The sequence below is a fragment of the Haloarcula rubripromontorii genome, assembly GCF_001280425.1.
GTDB lineage: Archaea > Halobacteriota > Halobacteria > Halobacteriales > Haloarculaceae > Haloarcula > Haloarcula rubripromontorii.
Window position 1 is genome coordinate 873,269 of record NZ_LIUF01000001.1, and the last position, 19,982, is coordinate 893,250.

The 19,982-nt window shown below is 65.4% G+C and carries 24 protein-coding genes; 10 read left to right on the forward strand and 14 right to left on the reverse strand.

Annotated elements, in window-relative coordinates:
* Positions 1-46 precede the first annotated feature (46 nt).
* The gene (locus tag AMS69_RS04455) at positions 47-1,150 is read right to left on the reverse strand and encodes a tRNA (guanine(26)-N(2))-dimethyltransferase (RefSeq protein ID WP_053966867.1); all 1,104 of its coding nucleotides are present in this window, start codon (positions 1,148-1,150) and stop codon (positions 47-49) included.
* Positions 1,151-1,445: 295 nt separating this feature from the next.
* Entirely contained in the window at positions 1,446-3,128 is a 1,683-nt protein-coding gene (locus AMS69_RS04460; protein ID WP_053966868.1) for a histidine kinase N-terminal 7TM domain-containing protein, read from the reverse strand.
* A gap of 226 nt (positions 3,129-3,354) precedes the next feature.
* On the opposite strand from AMS69_RS04460, the gene AMS69_RS20510 reads away from it, so the two are divergent.
* The 3 genes from AMS69_RS20510 to AMS69_RS04470 all read left to right on the forward strand — a co-directional run bounded on the left by AMS69_RS20510 (position 3,355) and on the right by AMS69_RS04470 (position 5,182).
* Positions 3,355-3,498, forward strand: coding sequence for a hypothetical protein (locus AMS69_RS20510; protein ID WP_170082606.1), 144 nt, complete (start codon positions 3,355-3,357; stop codon positions 3,496-3,498).
* On the forward strand, positions 3,482-4,738 hold the full coding sequence (locus AMS69_RS04465; RefSeq protein ID WP_053966869.1) for an RNA-guided endonuclease TnpB family protein: 1,257 nt from the start codon (positions 3,482-3,484) through the stop codon (positions 4,736-4,738). The genes AMS69_RS20510 and AMS69_RS04465 overlap by 17 nt, the downstream gene beginning before the upstream one ends.
* A gap of 96 nt (positions 4,739-4,834) precedes the next feature.
* Positions 4,835-5,182, forward strand: coding sequence for a hypothetical protein (locus tag AMS69_RS04470; RefSeq protein WP_155119936.1), 348 nt, complete (start codon positions 4,835-4,837; stop codon positions 5,180-5,182).
* Positions 5,183-5,354: 172 nt separating this feature from the next.
* On the opposite strand, the gene AMS69_RS04475 is transcribed toward AMS69_RS04470, so the two are convergent.
* Genes AMS69_RS04475 through hisH form a run of 3 tightly spaced genes read right to left on the reverse strand, consistent with a single transcriptional unit; the run spans position 5,355 to position 7,605 of the window.
* Complete coding sequence (locus AMS69_RS04475; protein ID WP_080508801.1) at positions 5,355-6,092, reverse strand: acetoacetate decarboxylase family protein; 738 nt, start codon at positions 6,090-6,092, stop codon at positions 5,355-5,357.
* Positions 6,089-6,934 carry an SDR family oxidoreductase gene (locus AMS69_RS04480; protein WP_053966872.1) on the reverse strand — a complete coding sequence of 282 codons (846 nt, stop codon included), beginning with the start codon at positions 6,932-6,934 and terminating at the stop codon, positions 6,089-6,091. Before AMS69_RS04480 ends, AMS69_RS04475 begins: the two co-directional genes overlap by 4 nt.
* Before the next feature lie 23 nt (positions 6,935-6,957).
* Positions 6,958-7,605, reverse strand: coding sequence for an imidazole glycerol phosphate synthase subunit HisH (gene hisH, locus AMS69_RS04485; protein ID WP_053966873.1), 648 nt, complete (start codon positions 7,603-7,605; stop codon positions 6,958-6,960).
* 171 nt (positions 7,606-7,776) lie between these two features.
* Here hisH and AMS69_RS04490 point away from each other — a divergent pair, with 171 nt between their 5' ends.
* A complete protein-coding gene (locus AMS69_RS04490; RefSeq protein WP_053966874.1) occupies positions 7,777-8,142 on the forward strand; it encodes a hypothetical protein in 366 nt (121 codons plus the stop codon).
* A 28-nt stretch (positions 8,143-8,170) separates the two neighbouring features.
* Here AMS69_RS04490 and AMS69_RS04495 read toward each other — a convergent pair whose 3' ends face one another.
* The 4 genes from AMS69_RS04495 to AMS69_RS04510 all read right to left on the reverse strand — a co-directional run bounded on the left by AMS69_RS04495 (position 8,171) and on the right by AMS69_RS04510 (position 10,247).
* Positions 8,171-8,758 (reverse strand): uracil-DNA glycosylase, encoded by a 588-nt coding sequence (locus AMS69_RS04495; protein WP_053966875.1) that lies wholly within the window; start codon positions 8,756-8,758, stop codon positions 8,171-8,173.
* A gap of 89 nt (positions 8,759-8,847) precedes the next feature.
* Positions 8,848-9,291, reverse strand: coding sequence for a RidA family protein (locus tag AMS69_RS04500; RefSeq protein WP_053966876.1), 444 nt, complete (start codon positions 9,289-9,291; stop codon positions 8,848-8,850).
* A gap of 222 nt (positions 9,292-9,513) precedes the next feature.
* Positions 9,514-10,065, reverse strand: coding sequence for an endonuclease dU (locus AMS69_RS04505; RefSeq protein ID WP_053966877.1), 552 nt, complete (start codon positions 10,063-10,065; stop codon positions 9,514-9,516).
* Positions 10,062-10,247, reverse strand: a complete 186-nt coding sequence (locus AMS69_RS04510; RefSeq protein ID WP_004515979.1) for a DUF5786 family protein — start codon at positions 10,245-10,247, stop codon at positions 10,062-10,064. Before AMS69_RS04510 ends, AMS69_RS04505 begins: the two co-directional genes overlap by 4 nt.
* Before the next feature lie 152 nt (positions 10,248-10,399).
* Here AMS69_RS04510 and AMS69_RS04515 point away from each other — a divergent pair, with 152 nt between their 5' ends.
* Positions 10,400-11,011 (forward strand): MBL fold metallo-hydrolase, encoded by a 612-nt coding sequence (locus AMS69_RS04515; protein ID WP_053966878.1) that lies wholly within the window; start codon positions 10,400-10,402, stop codon positions 11,009-11,011.
* A 50-nt stretch (positions 11,012-11,061) separates the two neighbouring features.
* Positions 11,062-11,967 (forward strand): hypothetical protein, encoded by a 906-nt coding sequence (locus tag AMS69_RS04520; RefSeq protein WP_053967030.1) that lies wholly within the window; start codon positions 11,062-11,064, stop codon positions 11,965-11,967.
* A 50-nt stretch (positions 11,968-12,017) separates the two neighbouring features.
* Here AMS69_RS04520 and AMS69_RS19555 read toward each other — a convergent pair whose 3' ends face one another.
* The gene (locus tag AMS69_RS19555; RefSeq protein WP_004515982.1) at positions 12,018-12,167 is read right to left on the reverse strand and encodes a 50S ribosomal protein L40e; all 150 of its coding nucleotides are present in this window, start codon (positions 12,165-12,167) and stop codon (positions 12,018-12,020) included.
* 132 nt (positions 12,168-12,299) lie between these two features.
* Between AMS69_RS19555 and AMS69_RS04525 the strand changes: the two genes are divergently transcribed.
* On the forward strand, positions 12,300-13,373 hold the full coding sequence (locus AMS69_RS04525; protein WP_053967031.1) for an enolase: 1,074 nt from the start codon (positions 12,300-12,302) through the stop codon (positions 13,371-13,373).
* A 169-nt stretch (positions 13,374-13,542) separates the two neighbouring features.
* On the opposite strand, the gene AMS69_RS04530 is transcribed toward AMS69_RS04525, so the two are convergent.
* Positions 13,543-14,058, reverse strand: coding sequence for a DUF367 family protein (locus AMS69_RS04530; protein ID WP_053966879.1), 516 nt, complete (start codon positions 14,056-14,058; stop codon positions 13,543-13,545).
* A gap of 87 nt (positions 14,059-14,145) precedes the next feature.
* On the opposite strand from AMS69_RS04530, the gene AMS69_RS04535 reads away from it, so the two are divergent.
* A complete protein-coding gene (locus AMS69_RS04535; RefSeq protein ID WP_053966880.1) occupies positions 14,146-15,810 on the forward strand; it encodes a redoxin domain-containing protein in 1,665 nt (554 codons plus the stop codon).
* The gene (locus tag AMS69_RS04540; RefSeq protein WP_053966881.1) at positions 15,807-16,187 is read left to right on the forward strand and encodes a nuclear transport factor 2 family protein; all 381 of its coding nucleotides are present in this window, start codon (positions 15,807-15,809) and stop codon (positions 16,185-16,187) included. Before AMS69_RS04535 ends, AMS69_RS04540 begins: the two co-directional genes overlap by 4 nt.
* 27 nt (positions 16,188-16,214) lie before the next feature.
* Here the strand turns inward: AMS69_RS04540 and AMS69_RS04545 are convergent, their stop codons facing one another.
* From AMS69_RS04545 to AMS69_RS04555, 3 genes are all read right to left on the reverse strand, one after another.
* A complete protein-coding gene (locus tag AMS69_RS04545; protein WP_053966882.1) occupies positions 16,215-16,925 on the reverse strand; it encodes a class I SAM-dependent DNA methyltransferase in 711 nt (236 codons plus the stop codon).
* A gap of 104 nt (positions 16,926-17,029) precedes the next feature.
* A complete protein-coding gene (serS, locus tag AMS69_RS04550) occupies positions 17,030-18,412 on the reverse strand; it encodes a serine--tRNA ligase (RefSeq protein WP_053966883.1) in 1,383 nt (460 codons plus the stop codon).
* 76 nt (positions 18,413-18,488) lie between these two features.
* Positions 18,489-18,932 carry a universal stress protein gene (locus AMS69_RS04555; RefSeq protein WP_053966884.1) on the reverse strand — a complete coding sequence of 148 codons (444 nt, stop codon included), beginning with the start codon at positions 18,930-18,932 and terminating at the stop codon, positions 18,489-18,491.
* A 107-nt stretch (positions 18,933-19,039) separates the two neighbouring features.
* Here AMS69_RS04555 and AMS69_RS04560 point away from each other — a divergent pair, with 107 nt between their 5' ends.
* Entirely contained in the window at positions 19,040-19,948 is a 909-nt protein-coding gene (locus tag AMS69_RS04560; RefSeq protein ID WP_053966885.1) for an MBL fold metallo-hydrolase, read from the forward strand.
* The last annotated feature ends 34 nt before the right edge of the window (positions 19,949-19,982 follow it).

Consider the following 19,982-nt stretch of genomic DNA (forward strand, 5'->3'; position numbering starts at 1 on the left):
TTCACAGCGGTACGGGCACGCTGCTGTTCGCGAGCAATCGGCTCCCTCAGTCCGCCGTCGCCTCGCGAATTTCCACCACGTCGGCGTCCGTCTTGAACGTCGTGCCACCGTAGTGCGTGCGCGAGGCCTCGTAGCCGGCGTCACGGAGCTTCCCGATGAACTCGTCCATGGCTTCCGCGCCGCGCCCCCAGCGCTTGCAGAGGCGGTGCTGGTCGTAGTGGGTCGGCGTGTCGATCTCCGCGCCGAGCGTCGCCAGCAGCGCTTTCGCCTCCTCGGCGGTGCCCATCTCTTCGGTGATCTGGTCGGCGACGGCGTCGGCGAACTCGGTGTCGCAGGTCTGACCCAGCCAGATGGGGCCGGCAGTCTGGAGGTGCTTCTCACAGACTGGACAGGCGTCGGGCGCGTCGGCGATGAGGCCGTAGTCGTGGTCGCGCCAGAGGCAGTGCTGGCAGTGGTGGACGTAGCCAAGTTCGTCGATGCAGTCGTTGGCAACCTTCGCCCCGTGGTCGAACTCCAGATAGGTCCGGGCGTAGTGTTTCGTCGCGTGGCTGAGAATCGGCCGGGCGGCGATGTCGTAGCGGGCGGCGGTGCGGACCATCGCCGAGAGGAGGACGCGCATCCCCATCTCGGCGTGGAACTCCGTGTTGCGCGGGACCGCGCCGTAGGAGCGGACGCCGCTCTCGAAGTGGGCCCCACACAGCGGGGCCGTGTCGGTAGCCGTCACACAGAGGAGGTGTTTGGTCCCCTGAACGGCCGCGTCGGCGAAGGGAATCGGCGTGCCGAACGGGTCCACGTCCACCACGTCGAACGCCTCGGAGTGCATCAACACGTTCGCGTCCGCCCGCCGGACGGAGGCGGCGAGGTCGTTGCGTTCGAGGTTCTGCTCACACAGCGCCGTCGCGTCGTCGTCGATGTCACACAGCGTCGTCTCCCAGTCGTTGGCCGCGGCGCGGACCCCCCGGATGCCGCTGGCGGCGGTGGCGTCCAGGTACGTCGACACGCGTGGGGTTCGCTCTCGGTAGGCCCGCAGCGCCGCCACGGTGATGTCGCGGTTCAGCTCCTGGACGGGGTTGAAGAACACGTCCGCGCCCTTCCCCGCGTCGGGCTGTTCCGGCACCGTGACGCTCACTCGGCCCTCACTGACGCGCATACTCCCCGATCTGTGCGTGCGCCGTTAAGTCGTTCGAACCTGCCTGTTGGGTCTGCTGTCTTTCAGGCTGTTGTGAACAGCCAGAAAGCCCCGAGGCGCTGGCATCGGGGGGCTCGCTGTGCGCTTCCTCGCTCCTTGCAGTCGCTCGTCCAGTGCTTGCGTCGCCCGCCGTCCGCCAGCGCCTCGCCCCTTTCAGTCCCACCCGTGTCGGCAGTGTAATCGCATTGCGTTTGGTCGGCTGTACAATCGCAGGCGTCTCGGTCAGATGTCTCGGCTGTCTACGCCGACGCCAAGTTCACGCCGCTTCGGCGGCCGTCCGCTCCCTGGGCAGTCGAACGGTCGCCGTCGTCCCGTCGCTCGTGTCGAAGTCGAGGTCCCCCTCCAGCGTCGTTGCGGTCCAGCGGACGAGCCAGAGGCCGATGCCGCTGCCGTGATTCAGGTCCGTCTCGCGGCCCCGTTCCAGCACACCGAGTTCGTGTTCGGGGACCCCGGGACCGTTGTCGCTGACGGTCAGCACGACATCGTCGCCATCGACCGCGGCGCTGACGGTGACGGCGGCGTCCGGGACGTGCTGGAGGGCGTTCTCGACGAGGTTGGCGAGCAGAATCTCCAGCAGGGCCGACTGGGTCGTCAGCCGGAGGTCGTCGGGTATCTCCACCGCGACCTCGCCGCCGTGCTCCTCGCGGGCGGCCGCCACGACCTCGGCGGCGAGGTCGGCCAGCACGACGGGTTCAGGGGCCGCGTCGCCGGTCCCCGCTTCGGCGAGGGTGCGGGCCTTCTCGCCGGACTCGACCAGCCGGGTGACCGACCGCTCGATGGTCGCCGCGTGGTCGGCCTGCTCGCCGTCGAGTTCCGACGCCAGCAGCTCCGCCCGGGCCTGGATGACGACGCTCTCGTTGCGGACGTTGTGCCTGAGAAAGCGGTTGAGCACCTCCAGCCGGCGCTCGCGGCGGATCTCGTCGGTGATGTCCTGAAAGACGATCGTGTATCCCAACTGGGTGCCCGACTCGTCCCGCAGCGCCGTCTGCCGGACCTTGTACTCGCGGCGTCGGCCGCCGGTCTCGGTGGAGACCCGCGACCCCCCGCCGTCGGTTTCGATGGTATCGCCCGCAAGAAAGCCGTTCATCGGCTCCGTCAGCGCCTCGTGCTTGTCGACGGCGAACATCTCCTCGGCGGCGGGATTGAGGTTCACCACGCGGCCCTGTTTGTCGACGATGGCGACCGGCGTGGCGATGTCGTGGATGGCCGCCCGTTCGCCGGCCCGTCGGGTCGCCGGGTGGAACTCGAACATGTCGCTGCGGACGAACGCGTACAGGTCCAGTGCGACGTGGGGGAGAAACAGCAGCGTCGTCAGGTTCACCGCCGGAACCGGTCCCACGCCGCCGGCCCACAGCAACACCGCAGCGCCGGGCGGTATCGGGCTCAGGCCGACCGCAAGCGCCTCGCGCCGGTACAGCGGGCCGTAGCTGACGACCGTATCGAACACCAGCAGCGTCCCGAAACTGACGAACAGCATCGCGACGATAATCGTGAGCAGGCCGGCCGGCAGGACGGCGTACTCCGCCCCGGCGCTGCCGGCGGCCGGCACGACCCGGAACCCCTGCCAGACTGCGGTGTGGAGCGGGTTCGTGACGACCAGGGCCGTCCCGGCAAGCGGCACCACCGCCACGGCCCGGTACCACCAGCTCTCCAGAACGTTCGTCCGGCCGGTGTATCCCAGCGCGAAGGAGAGGAAACAGAAGCCGATCCAGATGATGCCCAGCCAGGTGACCATCTCCAGCGCGAGCCGAACGGTCGGGTCGAACACGAGCAGCGCCGCCCCGTAAGCGAAACACCAGACTGTCTGCGTAACGATGGTCGCGACGAACCACCGCGCGCCGGGCTTGTCCCAGTGCGCCCGGAGCTGTGCCAGCAGATACAGCGACCCGAGTCCCGAGGCAAACGAGCCCAGCGCCAGCCACGGGAGGTCGAGGTTCATGTCGGAACAAATCTGTACTCCGTGTTTATCCTTCTGGGCACAGTACAAGCATTGATAACTCCCCAGTGGCCTGCCAGACAGCCGGGCCGTGGCTATCTTAAACAGCGAGAGAATCCCGCCGTTCACGGCGGGCGTGAATCGCGTCACTTGACTACGCAATCCACAGTCTACAGCAGTCCGAATACCGAACGAAAGCCATTAGTACCAAAATAACGTACAAAGAATTGTGCGAACTGAAATCGATATAGAGCGAGGTAGCGACCTCCATGAACGGGTGAAAGAGTACGCCCGCGATAATGGCATCCGCCATCCTCGCGCCTACGCTGAACTAATCGAGGAAGGATTAGACGCTAGTGACAACGATAGCTAAGACTCTTCAAGCGACGTTCGCCGCACCGACAGCCCACAAGCAGTCGAAACTCAACGACCTGCTCGACACGTACCGTGACGGGCTGCAAGAGGCGTTCGACTCCAGAGCGAGTACCATGTCGGCGGTGAGCGACATCGTGACGCCCTACGACCTGCCGTATCAGGCCAAAGCAGCACTCTGCAACTACGTCCCAAAACTCCGTGAGACGTACAACGCGCGGGATTTGGGCGACGAACACCCAATACGGCTCACGAATCAGGCTGCGACGTTCGACCACTCCGAAGACCGCGACTACGAGTTTACGTGGTGGGTTCCGCGCCCCGGTCGGGGGACAAACTTCTGGATACCGCTTCGTATTAATCCCGAACAGGAAGACCTCTGGCACGACCTCGTATCGGAGGACGCAAAGGCAGGTGAGATACGGCTTCAGAAGCACCGAAAGAACTGGGTACTGCACGTCACCGTCGAGTACCCGGTCAAAGAACCAGAGACAGACGATGACGCCACACACATCGGCTTAGACATCGGAGAAACCGCCCTCATCACGGGCTGTGCCCTCAAGGATGGTTCTCCGACTGACCCGTTCGTGTGTAGCGGAAGCAGAGCGAAGCATCTCCGCAAAGAGATGCACACGACCCTGAAACGACTCCAAGACCGTGAGGCATCCGAATGGCGCATCGAAGACCGCTTCTCGCACTACCAAAACGCGCTTACCGACATCGTGGAGAAAGCGTCTCGACAGGTCGTCGAGTACGCTAAACAGTTCGAGAATCCGGTGTTGGTGATGGAGGACTTGACGGACATCCGTGAGCGTCTCGACTACGGGAAGTACATGAACCGTCGCCTTCACTCGTGGGCGTTCGCCCGACTTCAAGGGCGCATCGAGGACAAGGCGACGGAAGCAGGAATCCCGGTCGAGTACGTGAATCCAGCATACACGTCTCAAACGTGCCACTCGTGCCACCGTATCGGTCGGCGGGACTCGCAGGCCGAGTTCCGGTGTCCGAACGACGACTGCCACGTTTCGACGTTTCAGGCTGACATCAACGCTTCCGCGAATATCGCACGACGGGTTGACCCGTGGGGAGAGAGCGTCCCGCTTGACAAGGCGGAACGCGATGACTCGCCTCAGGATGGGAGCGGTTGTGACACCGCCACGACTCACCGCGAGGAGAGCGTACCAACGCAGATGACGCTCACGGACTACGAAGAGTCAGAACCCTCTGCCAGCGACGACTGACTGGTATTCCCCATGCGTGGGAAGCCTCGCCGTTTACGGCGAGGAGGATGTCACTGAAGCCGACGCCGTTTTGTCACCCCTTTCCGTAGCATAGCTGTGACCGGAGTCGAGGAGTGGGTGGCCGACCTCGAAGCCGCCGGGGAGCTGACCCCCGATGCAGTGTCGGCTATCGTCAGCGTTCACGGCGACCGCGGCCACCAGGCCATCGAGGCCGTCGGCGAGAGCCGGGTCAAGCAGTACCGCGATTTTACCGTCGTTGTGGGCCATGATGACGAGTATATCGTTGAAGACGGCGGCTGTACCTGCGCCGACAGCGAGTACAATCTCGACGCTGACGACCCCGACCAGCTCTGCTGGCACGCTATCGCCGTCCGCGTCGCCGAGGCCATCGACGCCGTCGACGACCACGATATGTGGTACTCGGAGGTCCGCGAGTTTCTGTAGACCCACCTTTTTCCCGCTCGGGTGAGCGCGGAGCGCTCACCGCTCGCGGCAAAAACGTGGGCGAAAAAGGCCGGACTCGCCGCCGAGCGGCGAGTCCGGGGAAACCGCGCCTCCGGCGCGGTATGCTGGGACTGCCACCGCTCCGCTACTGTGACTGCACTTTACCGCCCCGCTACCGCTCCACCGGCCGGCCAGCGCCGTAGGCAATCCGCCCGTCCAGTGAGAACCGGAGCACCGAGCGGGAGCCGAGGTCGAGCGCGCGGAGCGTGTCGGCCCGCTCGTGGTCGTCGGGGTCCACGGTGACGCGACCGCTCAGCGGTGCGACCCCCAGTTTCCCCTGGAACTCGACCGGCGTCCGTTCGAGCCGTCCCTCTCGAACCGCATAGCTCCCTATCCGCTCCCGGCGCTCCCAGGCTCGGGGCCAGTCGATGCTGACCGTCGCCACGCGGTCGCCGTCCTCGACGACCGTCGTCTCGCGCCGGGTCGCGTCGTCGCGGTGGGTGATGTCCGCGACCGTCTTCGGGTAGCCCCAGATTTCGTCGCCGAGGGCGCGCGCGGGCTCGGTCGTTACCGGGAGCGACCAGACGTAGGCCCCGGCCGCGCGGGTCAGCAAGGGAAGCAGCGGCGGCCGCCGCCGCCCGTCCGGCGTCACCACAATCGCCACCGCGAACTCGTCGTAGGGGGCCATCGCGTCGTCGCCGATGCGGTGGTACTCGACACAGAGGAGCACGACTGCCGCCCGCCGCGCCGTCGTACGGACCGGCGTCAGCCCCTCGGGCAACAGCGACTCGGCGACGCTGTACTGGGCCGGGAGTACCGCGCCGGCGACTGTTGCTTCGGTGACTAGCGGGAGCCTCACCTCGTGGCCCGTCGACAGGCGAACCCGGTCGCCGTCGGTCAGTCGGGTCACAGCCACCGCCCCAGAAACGCGCTCGCTCGACCGAACCCGCGGTGAATCGGGTCTTGTAGTCGCGCTGGAAGCCAGTGGGTCCAGCGGACGAACGTGGCGAAGGCTCCGACGGGGTAGCGGGCCTTCGGCTGGTCGGCGGTCGCTGCGGCCAGCACCGTTTCGGCGACGGTCTCCGGCGTCGTCGCCAGCGGCCCGCCGGTGAGTACCCAGCCGTCCTCCAGCGCGTCGTAGGTCCGGTCGTAGGTCGGCGTCCGGTCCGCCTCGCTCAGACTCCCCAGCGCGCCCGCGGCGAAGCCGGTCTCGACCCACGCCGGTTCGACGAGCGAGACGTGGATATCGTCCGCTCCGGCGACCTCTATCCGTAGCGCGTCGGTCAGCGACTCGACGGCGGCCTTCCCGGCCGAATACGCGCCGAGTCCCGGTGATGCGGTGTGGCCCAGCACGCTAGAGACGGTGACGATGCGCCCGCCGTGTTTGCGCATCTCGGGTAGCACTGCCTGTGCGAGCCGGTGTGGGCCGTGGACCAGCACGTCGAACTGCTCGCGAACGTCGTCGCTGGCAATGTCCTCGACCGGGCCGGCGACCCCGTACCCGGCGTTGTTCACCAGACAGTCGAGTCGGCCGGTCTCCGTGATGATTTGGCCAACAACAGTCGATATTTGTCCGCTATCTGTCACGTCGAGTTCGAGACAGCGACAGCGCTCACGGATATCTGCCGGAAACTCGCTTTCGATGTCTGTCGCGTAGACCGTCCAGCCGTCGTCGGCGAAGGCCCGCGCCGTCGCCGCCCCGATACCCGACGCTGCGCCGGTGAGCAGCACGACAGCCTTTCCTGTAGACATGCGAAGAAATCGACTTCCCGGACTCAGTGGTCGAGACAGTAGTCGACGTAGTTTCGGAGGATGCGCAGCCCCGTCTCGCCAGACTTCTCCGGGTGGAACTGCGTCCCGAAGACGTTGCCGGCGTCGTTGGCGACAATCGAGGCGAAGTCCGTCCCGTAGTCCGTCGTCGCCACCGTCGCGCCCTCGTCGTCGGGGACGGCGTAGTAGGAGTGGACGAAGTAGGCGTGTTCGCCGTCGACCCCCTCGACGAGCGGGTGGTCCCGCGTCACGTCGAGTTCGTTCCAGCCCATGTGTGGCACGGTCTGGTCGCGGCTAAACCGGACGTTTTTCCCCGGAATGAGGTCGAGTCCCTCGGCGTCGCCCTGCCCTTCGTGGTCTGCCTCCTCGCTCGTCGTCAGGAGCATCTGCATCCCGAGACAGATTCCGAACAGGGGCTTGCCGGCCTCGGCCTGTTCGACCAGCGCCTCGCGGAACGGGCCGGCGTTGTCCATCCCTTCGGAGAAGGCCCCGACGCCGGGCAGGACGATGCCGTCGGCCGCGTCGAACTCCGCTGGGTCCTCCGAGAGGGTCACGTCCGCGCCGGCGCGTTCGAGGCCGCGCGTGACGCTCCGGAGGTTCCCCAGCCCGTAATCGACGACGACCACGTCCGCGGTCGTCTGTCTGACACTCATACGTTGCCGTAGGCGAACAGGGGCTAAGTGACTTCCTGTTCGAACAAGCTTTCGGCACACCCACTGTCCGGTGGATGGTGCTGCTGCCAGTCAGACACTCGGGCCCGACGAGACTATCAACTATGAAAATAAGGTCGCCCAGTTTTATTCACCTACTGCATACGGCCGTTGATGGTTGATCTTACAGATGTGCTGTACGTCGACGGAAACGTTCTCATCGCTGAATTCCCCGAAGGGATGGAGATGACGGACGAGACGTTCGCGAAAGTCAATGAACGGTTCGAAGAACTCGCCTCGCAACCGGCAGTCGATACGCATATCTCGAACCTTCAGATGGAAGCCTCGCTGAACGACGACGTGTTCACACGGGCACAAGAGGCGGCCGAAGCAGGCAAGCAGTTTGGCATCACAGACTGGATCATTGTCTCCGGGGGGATCAAGAAGATGGCACTCAAGAGCAAGGTCGGCGAGATTTCGGGTGTCGACATTTCGCTGGTCGACACGAAAGCAGAGGCGATGGAACTGGTGACGGCGTAGTCCGTCTGCCGGACACGTCTGGGAACAGTTAAAATTCGCCGAGCCGTGACTGTCCGCTTTGCGCGTCAGTGAACTCCGCGGCGGTCGAAAGCGCCGCCTCGAACGTCTCCGTCTGGCTCGGGTCGTACAGCGTCGCCGCCGGGTGGACGGAGACGAGGACGCGTCGTGGCTGACCGGCAATAGCCACGTCGAACACGTCGCCCGCTTCGCCGGTGACGGCCACGTCGCGCTCCAGCAGGTGTTCGGCCGGGACTTTCCCGAGCGTGACCACGACCTCCGGGTCGACGCGGTCGATTTCCGTCTTCAGGTACTCCCGGCAGTTCGCCAGTTCGCCCGTCCGGGGGTCGCGGTTGTCCGGCGGGCGACACCGCACGCAGTTCGTGATGCGAACGTCGTCACGGTCGAGGCCGGCATCGCGTAGCCCATCGTCGAGCACGTCGCCGCTGCGACCGACGAACGGCTCGCCCTGTTCGTCCTCGTTCGCGCCGGGAGCCTCCCCGACGAACAACAGATCCGCATCCGCGGGGCCGACGCCGTTGACGATGCGCGAGCGCGAGTGACAGAGGTCATCACAGCGCTCACAGCCGACGACGTCGAGGCCGTCCATCTGCTCCATGCCCCGTCGTTTGCGCTGGGGGCTCTCAAACGCAGCGGTCTGCCGGGCGGTCGACGACCGAGACCGCCGGCAGAAAGCGCTGACAGCAACTACCGTTTCACACCCGTTGCTTCGATCTGTACCGCCGCGTCGTTCGGCAGGCGTGAAACGCCGACGACGGTCCGTGACGGTCGCTGCCCGTCGAAGAACGCCGCATATGCTTGCTTGACCGCAGTCAGCTGGTCCATCTCCGTGAGATACACCGTCGTCTGCATCAGGTCACGCGGTTCGAGACCGGATTCGGCAGCCATCGCACGAATCTGGTCGAGCGCGGCGAGCGTCTGTGCCTGCACATCGCCGCTGCGAATTGTCTCCGTATCGGGGAACTGTCCGTCAAAGAACACGAGCTGGCTGTCCTGCTGGCGCGTGCCGTACACGCTGTGTTCTGTCGGCTGGTCGCCCTCGTAGCGGGTCACGCTACTGTTGATGTTCGTCTGTTCATTCGTTTCTGCGGGCTCTACAGCCGTCCTCGCCTGTGTTTTGCTTTCTGCCATCGTGTTTCTACATACACGGTGTCGGACAATCAGCCTATCTTTAGCTATTACTAAAACCTCCACAGAATAAAATACAGACACCTGCAGACCTCCCCTTGTCCGCTGTGTTATACTTAGCAATAGATAAGACTCTGTCGTGGTAACTGATATGAAGCCGCCCTATGCCATCGTCTCGGCGGCCGGTGTCACATCGTCTCCGGTCGGGCGGTACTGCTATTCCGGTCACTCCACCTCGACTAGACCCCGCGCCGCCAGTCGGGCGACACGGAGCGGTTCCGGACGCCCGCCTTCAGGCGTGAACGCACGGACGACGTCCGCGGCGGTGCCGTCGTCGAGGCCGACGCTCCGGACGTACACCGTCTCGCCGTTCACCGGTACTGGCCGGCGCTCCGGCTGGGCGCGGTAGGTCGTCAGCCGGTCCTGTACGACATCGGGGTCGTCGAACGCCTCGCGGATGGCCTCTTCGAGCCCCGGCGAGGACTCGAAGGTGACGGAGACGACTGGCAGGTCGGTGTGGTCGTGAATCCGCCGGAGGTCGAGGATGTTGAACCACGCCGGCGCGATACCCGCCACCAGCAGGTACCGGATGTCCTCTCGGGCCAGTCGGTCGACCATCTCACACACCGTCTCGGTCGCGTCGCGCCCACCGACCGTGGCAGTGCCGAAAACAAAACCGTCAGTCACTCGACTGGCGCGGACGACAGTGCCAGCGAACTGACTGGTTTCCGCTCGGTACGACTCCGCAACGCCGAGGGCCCGTGCCCCTGATTTCACGTGTTCTGGTTGTCTTTGATGTCTTCCAGTCTGTCGAGTAGTTCGTCGTTCGACGCGGTGAACTCGTATTCGATGTCGCCCTCGTGGGCGTTTTCTTCAGCATCGAGGCCGTCCTCGTCCTCGAAGTCTGTGTCGTACTCCTGATTGTCTTGTTCCGATTCGTCGTAGCTCCCGAACCCCATGGTACGTGTACAACTATGACGTTCACAGTAAAAAATCACTCGCCGACTCAAGCGTGTTAGCGTATTAATACGACGGCCGTCGCTCTCGCTCTCGGAAGCGCTGTGGCGACCGGGACAGTACACTCAAGCGGGCCGCGCCACAGGGTTCGTGTATGAACGTTCACAACGTCACCGCCGAGGCCGAGACGTTCACCTGCAACGCCTATCTCGTGACCGGCGAACAGACGACGCTGGTCGACGCCGGTGCGATGCGTGGCGTCGTCGACGTCATCCGCGAGCACGCCGACGCGCTCGATGCCGTCGTGTTGACCCACCAGCACGGCGACCACGTCCAGCAACTCGACGCCGTCCTCGACGCCTTCGACGCGCCGCTGTACGCCTACGGCTCCCATCCGCGCCGGGACCACGCACTCGACGACGGCGACACCCTGCCGGTCGGCGACACAGAGTGCGAGGTCGTGTACACGCCGGGCCACGCCGACGACCACGTCTCGCTCGTCTCCGAGTCATCCCTGTTCTCCGGCGACGTGGTCGTTCACGACGACGGGGCGTTCGACGACGGCTCCTTCGGCCGCACGGACCGCCCCGGCCAGTCCCGCGAGCGCCTCATCGAGAGCATCGAGACCCTCCTCGACCGCATGCCCGCCGGCATCGAACACATGTACTCGGGTCACGGCGGCGTCTTCCACGGCGATGTCCGCGAGGTCGTCCAGCGCGCCCTCGAACGGGCCGAGCGCCGCGAGCCAAAGTATCCCGACGAGTAACCACCCGAAACCGGCACAACGCTCTAGTGGGCGGGCCGATATTCGACGGCATGAACCAGCGACTTCTGACGGGGGCGGCTCTGGCGCTTTCCGGCGTCGTCCTGGCCGCCATACAGGTACTCCACGGAATCCAGCAGACCCGGATTCCAGTGGCAGTCGCGGTCGATGCGCTCCCCTTTGCGGCGATGGGGCTGGCGATAGCGTACGCCGGCGTCTGGCTCGCTCGCGACACAACGTTCGAGGGGGCAACGCCCCGGGTGGCCGCGTGGGCCGCCGGCGGAACCGTGACGTTCGCCGCTGTGGCGGCGCTACTGTTGTTCAGCCAGCGCGTGACCTCCGGCTCACTCGCCCGGGCGTCGTACGTAACGGTCGATCTCGTTACCGTTGGTGCGCTGGCGGGTGTTCTTGTCGGGCTGTACGACGCCCGGAGCCGCAGTCGGCTCCGCGAACTGGTGGCCGAGCGCGACCGAATCGAGGCGTTCGCCGGGAAGGCGGCCGACGTGAACAACTACGGACGCGCCATCGCCAGCGCCCCCAGCGTCGACGGCGTCGCTGCCTTCGTCGTCGAGGCCTTCGGCACGATGACCGGCATGGAGGAGACCGCCGTCATCCGGCTCAGGGACGGCGACGCGGTGGCGCTTGCGAACACGATTCGAACCGTGCCGGTCGATGTCGTCGGCTCGCTCGCACGGGAACTCCGGGCACAGAAACAGGGCGAGGTCATCGTTCACGACCGGCCGTTCGCCGTCGACCTCCCCGAGTCAGTCACCGATTGTGTGTCTGCGGTGGTTCTGGACGACGCGGACACGACGACAGTCGTTCTCTCAGTGACGACGGACGAGACGACTGTCGGCGAAGAAGATCAAAAACTGCTGGAACTCATTGTCTCACACGCGTCGGTTCGCATGGCGACGCTCGACCGGCAGGCAACGGACAAAGAACCCACTGACCGGTAGCGGGCTGGCGACGAACTGCCACCGGATGCCGGCGGCAACTGACCCGAGAATTAGGCGCTACGGGTTTCTTTCGCCTTCGGACGCAGGTTCCCGTAGCCACACTTCCGGCACTGTTGGGCGCGCTCTGGGTTCCGAGCGTTACACCGCATGCAGATCTGCTTGTTGAGGAGTCGATCGGACGCTGTCTCGAAGCTAGCCATGCGCGGTTGTTTCCGGTGCGCGCGTTTAAGCTTTGAGTTTCGGCCTGGCCCCGTACGTCCATGCTCCGCCCGCCGCGTCCGCGGACGCTCCCCGTCGCTGGCTTTAGACACCCGAAGCGCGAAGCCGGGGGTATGTACGAGAAGGTCGCAGACCTACCGGTCACCGTCGAGAGCTGTGCGTTCGAGCGCCGAGAACGGGCGACTTCCAGCGGATTCGACCGGGTGACGACCGTCGTCAGCCTCTCGGGCGCGGGCGAGACCGGCCGCGGGGAGGACGTGACGTACACGACAGAAGCCCACGACGCACTGCAGGCTGCCGACGCGTTGCAGGGCGCGGACTCTCCGCTGGTCGGCGAGTACACCGTCGACTCGTTCTCGGCGGCGCTGGCCGAGGCCGACCTCTGGCCCGAACCCCCAGACGAGGAGCGGTTCCGTCACTACCGGCGCTGGGGGTTCGAGAGCGCGGCGCTTGACCTGGCGCTGAAGCAGGCCGATACGGACCTCGGGACGACACTCGGCCGGCGGTACGACCCGGTGGAGTTCGTCGTCTCGACCCGGCTCTCGAACGCGGACGACGACACGCCGCCGACGGCTGACAGACTGGCGATGCTGTGTGAGCGGCACGGCGACTGTTCGTTCAAGCTCGACCCCACGCCGTCCTGGGGCAACGCCCTCATCGACGAGCTGATGGACTACGACGTTCGGGTGCTGGACCTGAAAGGGCTGTACGAGGGGACGGATGTCGACGTCGAGGCAGATCCCGAGTTCTACCGCCGCGTCGTCGACGGTCTCCCGGACGCGCTGATTGAGGACCCTGACCTGACTGACGCGACTCGGCCGGTTTTCGACGGGCAAGAAGCGCGCGTCACCTGGGACGTGCCTATCACCGGGGTCGAGAGCGTCGAGGCGCTGCCGTTCGAACCGGAGTGGCTCAATATGAAACCGTCCCGTTGCGGGACCGTCGAGTCGGTGCTTGCGACCATCGACTACTGCGAGGAACACGGCATCGACCTGTACGGTGGCGGGCAGTTCGAGCTCGGTGTCGGTCGCGACCACATCCAGGCGCTGGCGTCGCTGTGCTACCCTGACGGACCGAACGATGTCGCGCCCGGGGGGTACAATGACCCTGAGCCGGATGCGGACCTGCCGACGAGTCCGCTTACGCCACCTGACGAGCCGGCCGGAATCGGGACCGGGTTCTCGTAAGCACCCTGAGACGTGAAGCCGAAGCTACATTATTGTACGGATACTAACTATTGTTATGCGGTGTCAAGTCTGTGGAGAACGCATCGACGACGTGCTGGAGGCACACGCACGGCAGGCCTGTCCACACTGTGATGCGCCGCTCCTCGAAAAGCCAGCAACGCCACAGTAACTACTCCTCGGCGAGGTAGTCGTCCTGTACGTCGATGACGTCGCTCGAATCCTCGCAGTTCGCGTACCGCTCCAGCGGCTCCTCGTTCAGTTCCAGAAACGTGTGGCCCCAGGAGAACGTCGACAGAATTCGCTCGGCGTGGTCGCGCTCCCCGAGAATGACGAGCGCGCCGGCGAAGGCCTCGACGGTGTTAAGCTGGAATGCCGTCCCGTAGTTGACCGGGTTGCCAGCGACGAGAAAGGGGAGCGAGCGGTGAATCCCTTCGAGGTCGAACGCTTCCCGTTCGGCGGTCTCCCAGGAGCAGTCGAGCGCGACCAGTCGGCTGTGGCGAGCGCCGTCGCCGACGGCTGGCCGGTCCGCCGGAGACAGCGCCTGCTCGGCGAAGGGATTGAGCACGATGCCGGGCGGCGTCGACCGCGTCGCGCGGTGGAGTTCGGCCTCGTCCATCCGGGCCAACTTCCGCGCGCTACATTTGTCGGGGTCGTCGTCACCCTCGTACCGGACGTGCAGTTCCACACGAGCCCTACCACCGTGGCCGATAAAAGCGCCTCGCTCCGTGATAGTGTGCAAACACTGTTATAGCCGGCCTTGGTTGTACAACGTGTGCTTTCAGAGGGGACGACGGCACCACTGTTCGAACTACCGGCGCTCGTTGATGGCGACTGCCAGCGAGTCGGACTGGGAGACTATCTCGGCGAGGATGTCGTCATCCTCGCGTTCTATCCGGCGGATTTCAATCCGGCCTGTGACGAGACGTCCTGTGATCTGGACGAACTCGACCTCTTTACGATGCAGAAAGACGTGACTATTCTGGGGGTCAGCCCGGACTCGGTGTACAGCCACCGGGCTTTTGCCGACCGCTACGGCCTGAAAATCCCGCTGCTGTCCGACACTGACCACGATGTCGCCCGCGAGTACGGACTCGACTTTATCGACGATATCGGCCAGCAGCTCATCGAGCGCGCCGTCGTCGTCATCGACCACGACGGCGACGTGCAGTACGCGTGGAGTACTGACGACCTCCAGCAGCTCCCTCGCGTCGGAGAAATCAAGGATGCTATCGCCGAGACCGGCGGCGACGACACCGCGTTCGCCCGCTACCGCGTCGGCCACGCCCATTACACAGAGGGGCGGCGCGCGTTCACGTCGGCGATGAATGCCTTTCGCGAGTCGGAGTGGATGGTCGCACAGGGTGACTTCCAGCAGGCACGCGACGAATTCGCCGACGCCGAAGACCACTTCGACACCGCCGTCCGGTTCGTTGATGACGAGTCTCTGAGACCGATTTACGAGGACACGAAGACGAAGGCGAACTCGCTGTGGCAGGCCAGCGACTGGCTCATGCAGGCAGCCCGCGAGTACTCCAGCGGGGACGGAGCCGAGGGCCAGCAGCTCCGGGACGACGCCGAGCGGCCGCTAGAAACGGCCCGCGGCTACGAGGAGCCACCGGACCCCGACGGTCCATGGCCGCCGGACCTCGTGACCTTGGAACAGGACGATGACGACGACCGACCGGCGTTCCTCATGCAGGACGAGACGGCTGTGGATACCTCGCTCGACGTGGACATCGACGAGGAAGTCGAACAGACAGACAGTGACCTATCGGAGGCAGCGTCGTCGGCTCCCGAGTCAGCGCCGTCGCCTGACGACGCCGATGCGGCCGACGAAACGCGAGATGGGGCCGATGGACCGACGATAGAAGCGGCCGAGGAGACGACGGCGGGGACAGCTGACCAGCCAACACCTTCGGCGGAGACTTCGAACGAAGCGACCGGCCTCGCGGACCAGTCGACAGCGGGGGAACCTGATGCGTCGTCGGCCGACGACGCTCCGCCGGAGTCGGTGTCGCCCCCGGACGGGGACGGTGAGCTGTCGGACGTTGACGACACTGATATCGAGGAGATACAGGCCGAACTGGCCGCCAGCGAAGCCGAGAACGAGCCGACGGAGCCGCTGGACGAAGCCCCGACTGCGATGGTCGAAGCGCCCCCCGACACAGTCGGCGGAACGGACGACGCTTCCACACAGGACGCGCCGGACGGCGAGCGGTCGACTGCCGGCTCGTCGGCGGACGCCGCCACCACCTCAGCGACGGAGACCGACGACGCAGTTGAGCTGGACCTGGCCGACCCGACGGGCGACGACGGCGACACGGGAGAAGCAGCCGAACCGGGGGATGCTGACGGTGCTGTCCCGGACGCAGCTGACGAGCCGTCCGATGCGGAGAGCGATAGAGACACGTCTGACGACCCCGAATCAGACCTGTGATGCGACCCGCGCTTCTTCGGCGGACACGGGCCTACTACGACGCTATCGACGGCGACGACTACGACCAGTTGGCGTCGCTGCTCACCCCGTCGTTCGTCCACGACCGCCCTGACCGGACCATCGACGGCCGGGACCAGTTCGTACGGTTCATGCGTGAGGAACGGCCCCAGACGGACACCACCCATCCGCTCGACGGCCTCTACTGTCGGCAGAACGACAGCGCGGCCGAGTCGACAGACGGCGACGACACGGCGACGGCGGACGTCATCGCTCGCGGCCGCCTACTCGATGCCGACGGCGAGCGTATCGTCGGGTTCGTCGACGTGTTCACGTTCGCCGGGGACGACATCGAGCGCATCGAGACGTACACACGTTGAGGCCTGCCCGCTCGCGGCGTTGTTCGTTCACTGTTCCGGTAGCGACAGCCGAACGCCGTACATCGACCCGTCGGTTTCGGTCCCGACGAGCGCGTCCACGGTCCACGGGGTCTCACTGACCGCGTCGCGGAAGCCCGACGGCGTGACCAGCAACAGGTCGGTCCACGGGCCGGCCAGCCCGTCGTACTCGACGCGGAAGGTCCGGTAGGCGACACCGGGCTGGGTCCGGTGGGCCGCGTCAGTCTCCGGGTCTGCTCGGTCGAGCGTATCCATGTCGGCGACGAGACGACCACCGGGCTGTGTCACCGCTGCCAGTTCTGTAAGCGTCGTCCGGAGGGCGGCCAGCGAACTGCCGAGGCCGAGCTGCTTGCCCAGTGCAACGACCGTCTCGAACCCGTCCCCCGGCGGCTGTCGGAGGTCGCCGATCACGGGATGGGTGACGCCGCGCTCGCGGGCGACCGCGACGGCCCCCGGACTCCGGTCGACGGACAGCACGCTGTGGCCGCGCTCCTGCAGCGGGAGTGTGTGTCGGCCGACGCCACAGCCGGCATCGAGGACACGCCCTGTCACCGCCGGGAACAGGCGTTCCTCGATGGGATGCCACGCCGACCGTGGCTCGAAATAGCCCGCCAGATGCGCCTCGGTCACGTCGCCGTCATCGCGCCGATACCGCGGCCGCTCGGTGAGGTCGTCGCGATGAAAGTCCAGTGCCATCCGGCCGAAGGCGTCGTCCGGCATAGCTCGACGGTGCCGCCGGAGAAACGTAATAGTGTATTGAAATGTGGTGTCGTGTAACGCGCCACAAAGGGGGCGAGGGACCGGCCGCGTCCGACAGACGCGACTTACTCCTTCTCGCCCGCGCCGACGGCGCTCTCGCCGATCTTTTCGGAGCCTTCGATGAGTTCCTGGCCGCCCATGTACGGGCGGAGGGGTTCGGGCACGGTGATGGTCCCGTCGTCGTTCTGGTAGTACTCCATGATGGCGACGAGAACCCGCGGGACGGCAAGTCCGGAGCCGTTCAGCGTGTGGAGATAATCGGCGGACTCGTGTCGCTCGGGGCGGTAGCGCAGGCCGGCGCGCCGGGCCTGGAAGTCCTCGAAGTTCGACACCGAGGAGACTTCGAGCCAGCGGCCGCCGCGGTCGGGACCCTCGTCCATGTCGTCGCCGGGAGCCCACACCTCGACATCGTACTTCTTGGCCTGCGTAAAGCCCATGTCGCCGGTACACATGTCGAGCACGCGGTAGGGCAGTTCGAGGCGGTCAAGCACTTCGGCAGCCTCGTCAAGCAGGCTCTCAAGCCGGTCGTAGCTGTTCTCGGGGCGGACAAAGTTGACGAGTTCGACCTTGTGGAACTGGTGGACGCGGACGTAGCCCCGCGTCTCGGTCCCGTGCTCGCCGGCCTCGCGCCGGAAGTTCGGCGAGAACGCCTGATGTTTGACCGGGAGGTCGTCGTCCAGCAGAATCTCGCCGCGGTACATGTTGGTGACCGGCACCTCCGCCGTCGGGAGCAGCCACAGGTCGTCGCTGTCGTAGTCGTCGTCTTGTCTGGCTCCGACGCGGTAGGCGTCCTCGGCAAATTTGGGGAGTTGGCCGGTCCCTTCCATCGAATCGGAGTTGACGGGAATCGGCGGGAGCACGTCGACGTACTCCTGCTCGCGGTGGACGTCAAGCATGAACTGGACGAGTGCATGCTCCAGTCGCGCGCCCTCGCCCTTGACGAACTGGTAGCCGCCGCCGGACACCTTGGCACCGCGTTCGAAGTCGAGCAGGTCCAGATCCTCGCCGAGGTCGTAATGCGGGACGACCTCGTCGGGCAGGTCACGCAGGTCGTCGAATCCCTCGCGGTAGCGCTCGACGTTGTCTGCCTCGTCCTCGCCGGTCGGGACCGACTCGTGAGGGATGTTCGGCAGTTCAAGCAGGGCGTCTTCCAACTGGGCCTCCAGTTCGTCGGCCCGCTCCTCGATATCCTGCAGTTCGTCTTTGAGTTCCTGCGAGCGGTCGATGGCCTCCTGTGCCTCCTCCTCTTTGCCCTCCTGTTTGAGCTGGCCGATCTTGCTCGACACTTCGTTGCGTTCCTGCCGCAGGCCGTCGCCTTCGGCTTTCAGTTCCCGCCACTCCTCGTCGATTTCGAGGATTTCGTCGAGGTCGACGCCCGTGACGCCCTTCCGCTCGATGGCGTCACGGACCGTCTCGGGGTTCTCCCGGACGAACTGTCTCGATAACATGGCCGACGGTTCTCGACGGCAGAAATTAGTCGTGTCGGTCCCGCGGCAGCGCCACCTCGGCTGTCGCCCCGTCCCGCTACGACTCGCCGCCGACCTTGACTGCGAGCACCGGCACCGGCGAGGCCCGAACGACCGACTCGGTAACGCTGCCGATGAGTTCCCGGGACGGTCCGGTCCGGCCTTCCGTCGCCATTACGATGATGTCGATATCGTGGCGCTCGACGTACGCCACGACTTCCTCGTGGGGGACGCCCTGTTCAACTGCTGTCGTCACTGCGTCGATACCGGCGTCGTCGGCCTGTGCACGCAGGTCATCGACGGCCTGCTGCCCAGCGTCGGCGAGGCGGTCGTAGATGCTGCTGTCCTCGAAATCGGGTATCTGGTCGACTACCTGTTCGGTTTCGAGCACGTGTAGCGCGTGCAGACTCGCGTCGTGGCGCTGTGCGAGGTCGATGGCGTGTTCGGCCGCGGTGGCAGACCCGTCGGAGCCGTCGGTCGGAACGAGTACGGTATCGTACATACAGTGGTGTTTCTGAGTGCGGGTAAATGGCTTTGCCCTTCCTGCTGTTCGGCTGTCACGACACCCACAGCACAACGGTTTTGCCCCCACCGGTCACGAGGAAGTGTATGGGAATCGGTGACGTTTACGAGGTGACGGTCGGGGACTGCACAGATGTCCACTACGTCGACACCGGGATGTACGACGTAGCCGAGTACGGCTCCGTCTACATCATCGACGCCGAGCGACCGGCACTGGTCGACACTGGCATCGGCGCGCGACACGAGAACATCCTCTCGGCGATGGAGTCGGTCGGCATCGCGCCCGAGGACCTGGAAGTCATTGCGGCGACCCACGTCCACCTGGACCACGCCGGCGGGGCCGGCTACCTCGCCGAGGACTGCCCGAACGCGACGGTGTACGTCCACGAGTCCGGGAAGCGCCACCTCGTCGACCCCCAGCGGCTCTGGGAAGGGACCAAACACGCCGTCGGCGACCAGATTGAGTTCTACGGGAAGCCGGTCCCGGTCGCCGAAGACCGTATCGAGACGCTAGCCGACGGCGACGTGATCGACCTGGGTGACCACTCCCTCGATGTCCTGCACGCACCGGGCCATGCCCCACACCAGGTCGTCTTCTACGACCCCGTCGTCGACGGTGTGTTCACCGCCGACGCCGCCGGCATCTACACGCCGTCGACCGACGAGATGCACGTCACGACCCCACCGGTCAACTTCACACTTGAGGGTGCCCTCGACGACGTGGCGATGTTACAGGACCTCGACCCTGAGATTCTCATGTTCGGCCACTACGGCCCAGCCGAAACCGGTGACAAACTGAAGACCTACGCCGAGATTCTGCCCGAGTGGGTCGCCGAAGTCGAGCGAAAGCGCGCGGAACTCGACGACGACGAGGCGGTCATCGAGTACTTCGTCGAGCGAGCCGACACCGACACCTGGGGCGAGCGCAAGGGCCGCGCCGAGATGCGCCTGAACGTCCGCGGCGTCCTCGTGGCGCTCGATAACCGCGAGGAATAGCCAGCGTCACAGCGGGCCTGAGACTGGGTGATGG

Excerpts from the sequence above, each read along its gene's own strand:
- AMS69_RS04455 (WP_053966867.1), bottom strand. The coding sequence starts at position 1,150 with ATGCGCGTCAGTGAGGGCCGAGTGAGCGTCACGGTGCCGGAACAGCCC.
- AMS69_RS04460 (WP_053966868.1), bottom strand. The coding sequence starts at position 3,128 with ATGAACCTCGACCTCCCGTGGCTGGCGCTGGGCTCGTTTGCCTCGGGA.
- AMS69_RS04480 (WP_053966872.1), bottom strand. The coding sequence starts at position 6,934 with ATGTCTACAGGAAAGGCTGTCGTGCTGCTCACCGGCGCAGCGTCGGGT.
- hisH (WP_053966873.1), bottom strand. The coding sequence starts at position 7,605 with ATGAGTGTCAGACAGACGACCGCGGACGTGGTCGTCGTCGATTACGGG.
- AMS69_RS04490 (WP_053966874.1), top strand. The coding sequence starts at position 7,777 with ATGGTTGATCTTACAGATGTGCTGTACGTCGACGGAAACGTTCTCATC.
- AMS69_RS04495 (WP_053966875.1), bottom strand. The coding sequence starts at position 8,758 with ATGGAGCAGATGGACGGCCTCGACGTCGTCGGCTGTGAGCGCTGTGAT.
- AMS69_RS04500 (WP_053966876.1), bottom strand. The coding sequence starts at position 9,291 with ATGGCAGAAAGCAAAACACAGGCGAGGACGGCTGTAGAGCCCGCAGAA.
- AMS69_RS04510 (WP_004515979.1), bottom strand. The coding sequence starts at position 10,247 with ATGGGGTTCGGGAGCTACGACGAATCGGAACAAGACAATCAGGAGTAC.
- AMS69_RS04515 (WP_053966878.1), top strand. The coding sequence starts at position 10,400 with ATGAACGTTCACAACGTCACCGCCGAGGCCGAGACGTTCACCTGCAAC.
- AMS69_RS04520 (WP_053967030.1), top strand. The coding sequence starts at position 11,062 with ATGAACCAGCGACTTCTGACGGGGGCGGCTCTGGCGCTTTCCGGCGTC.
- AMS69_RS19555 (WP_004515982.1), bottom strand. The coding sequence starts at position 12,167 with ATGGCTAGCTTCGAGACAGCGTCCGATCGACTCCTCAACAAGCAGATC.
- AMS69_RS04525 (WP_053967031.1), top strand. The coding sequence starts at position 12,300 with ATGTACGAGAAGGTCGCAGACCTACCGGTCACCGTCGAGAGCTGTGCG.
- AMS69_RS04545 (WP_053966882.1), bottom strand. The coding sequence starts at position 16,925 with ATGCCGGACGACGCCTTCGGCCGGATGGCACTGGACTTTCATCGCGAC.
- serS (WP_053966883.1), bottom strand. The coding sequence starts at position 18,412 with ATGTTATCGAGACAGTTCGTCCGGGAGAACCCCGAGACGGTCCGTGAC.
- AMS69_RS04555 (WP_053966884.1), bottom strand. The coding sequence starts at position 18,932 with ATGTACGATACCGTACTCGTTCCGACCGACGGCTCCGACGGGTCTGCC.
- AMS69_RS04560 (WP_053966885.1), top strand. The coding sequence starts at position 19,040 with ATGGGAATCGGTGACGTTTACGAGGTGACGGTCGGGGACTGCACAGAT.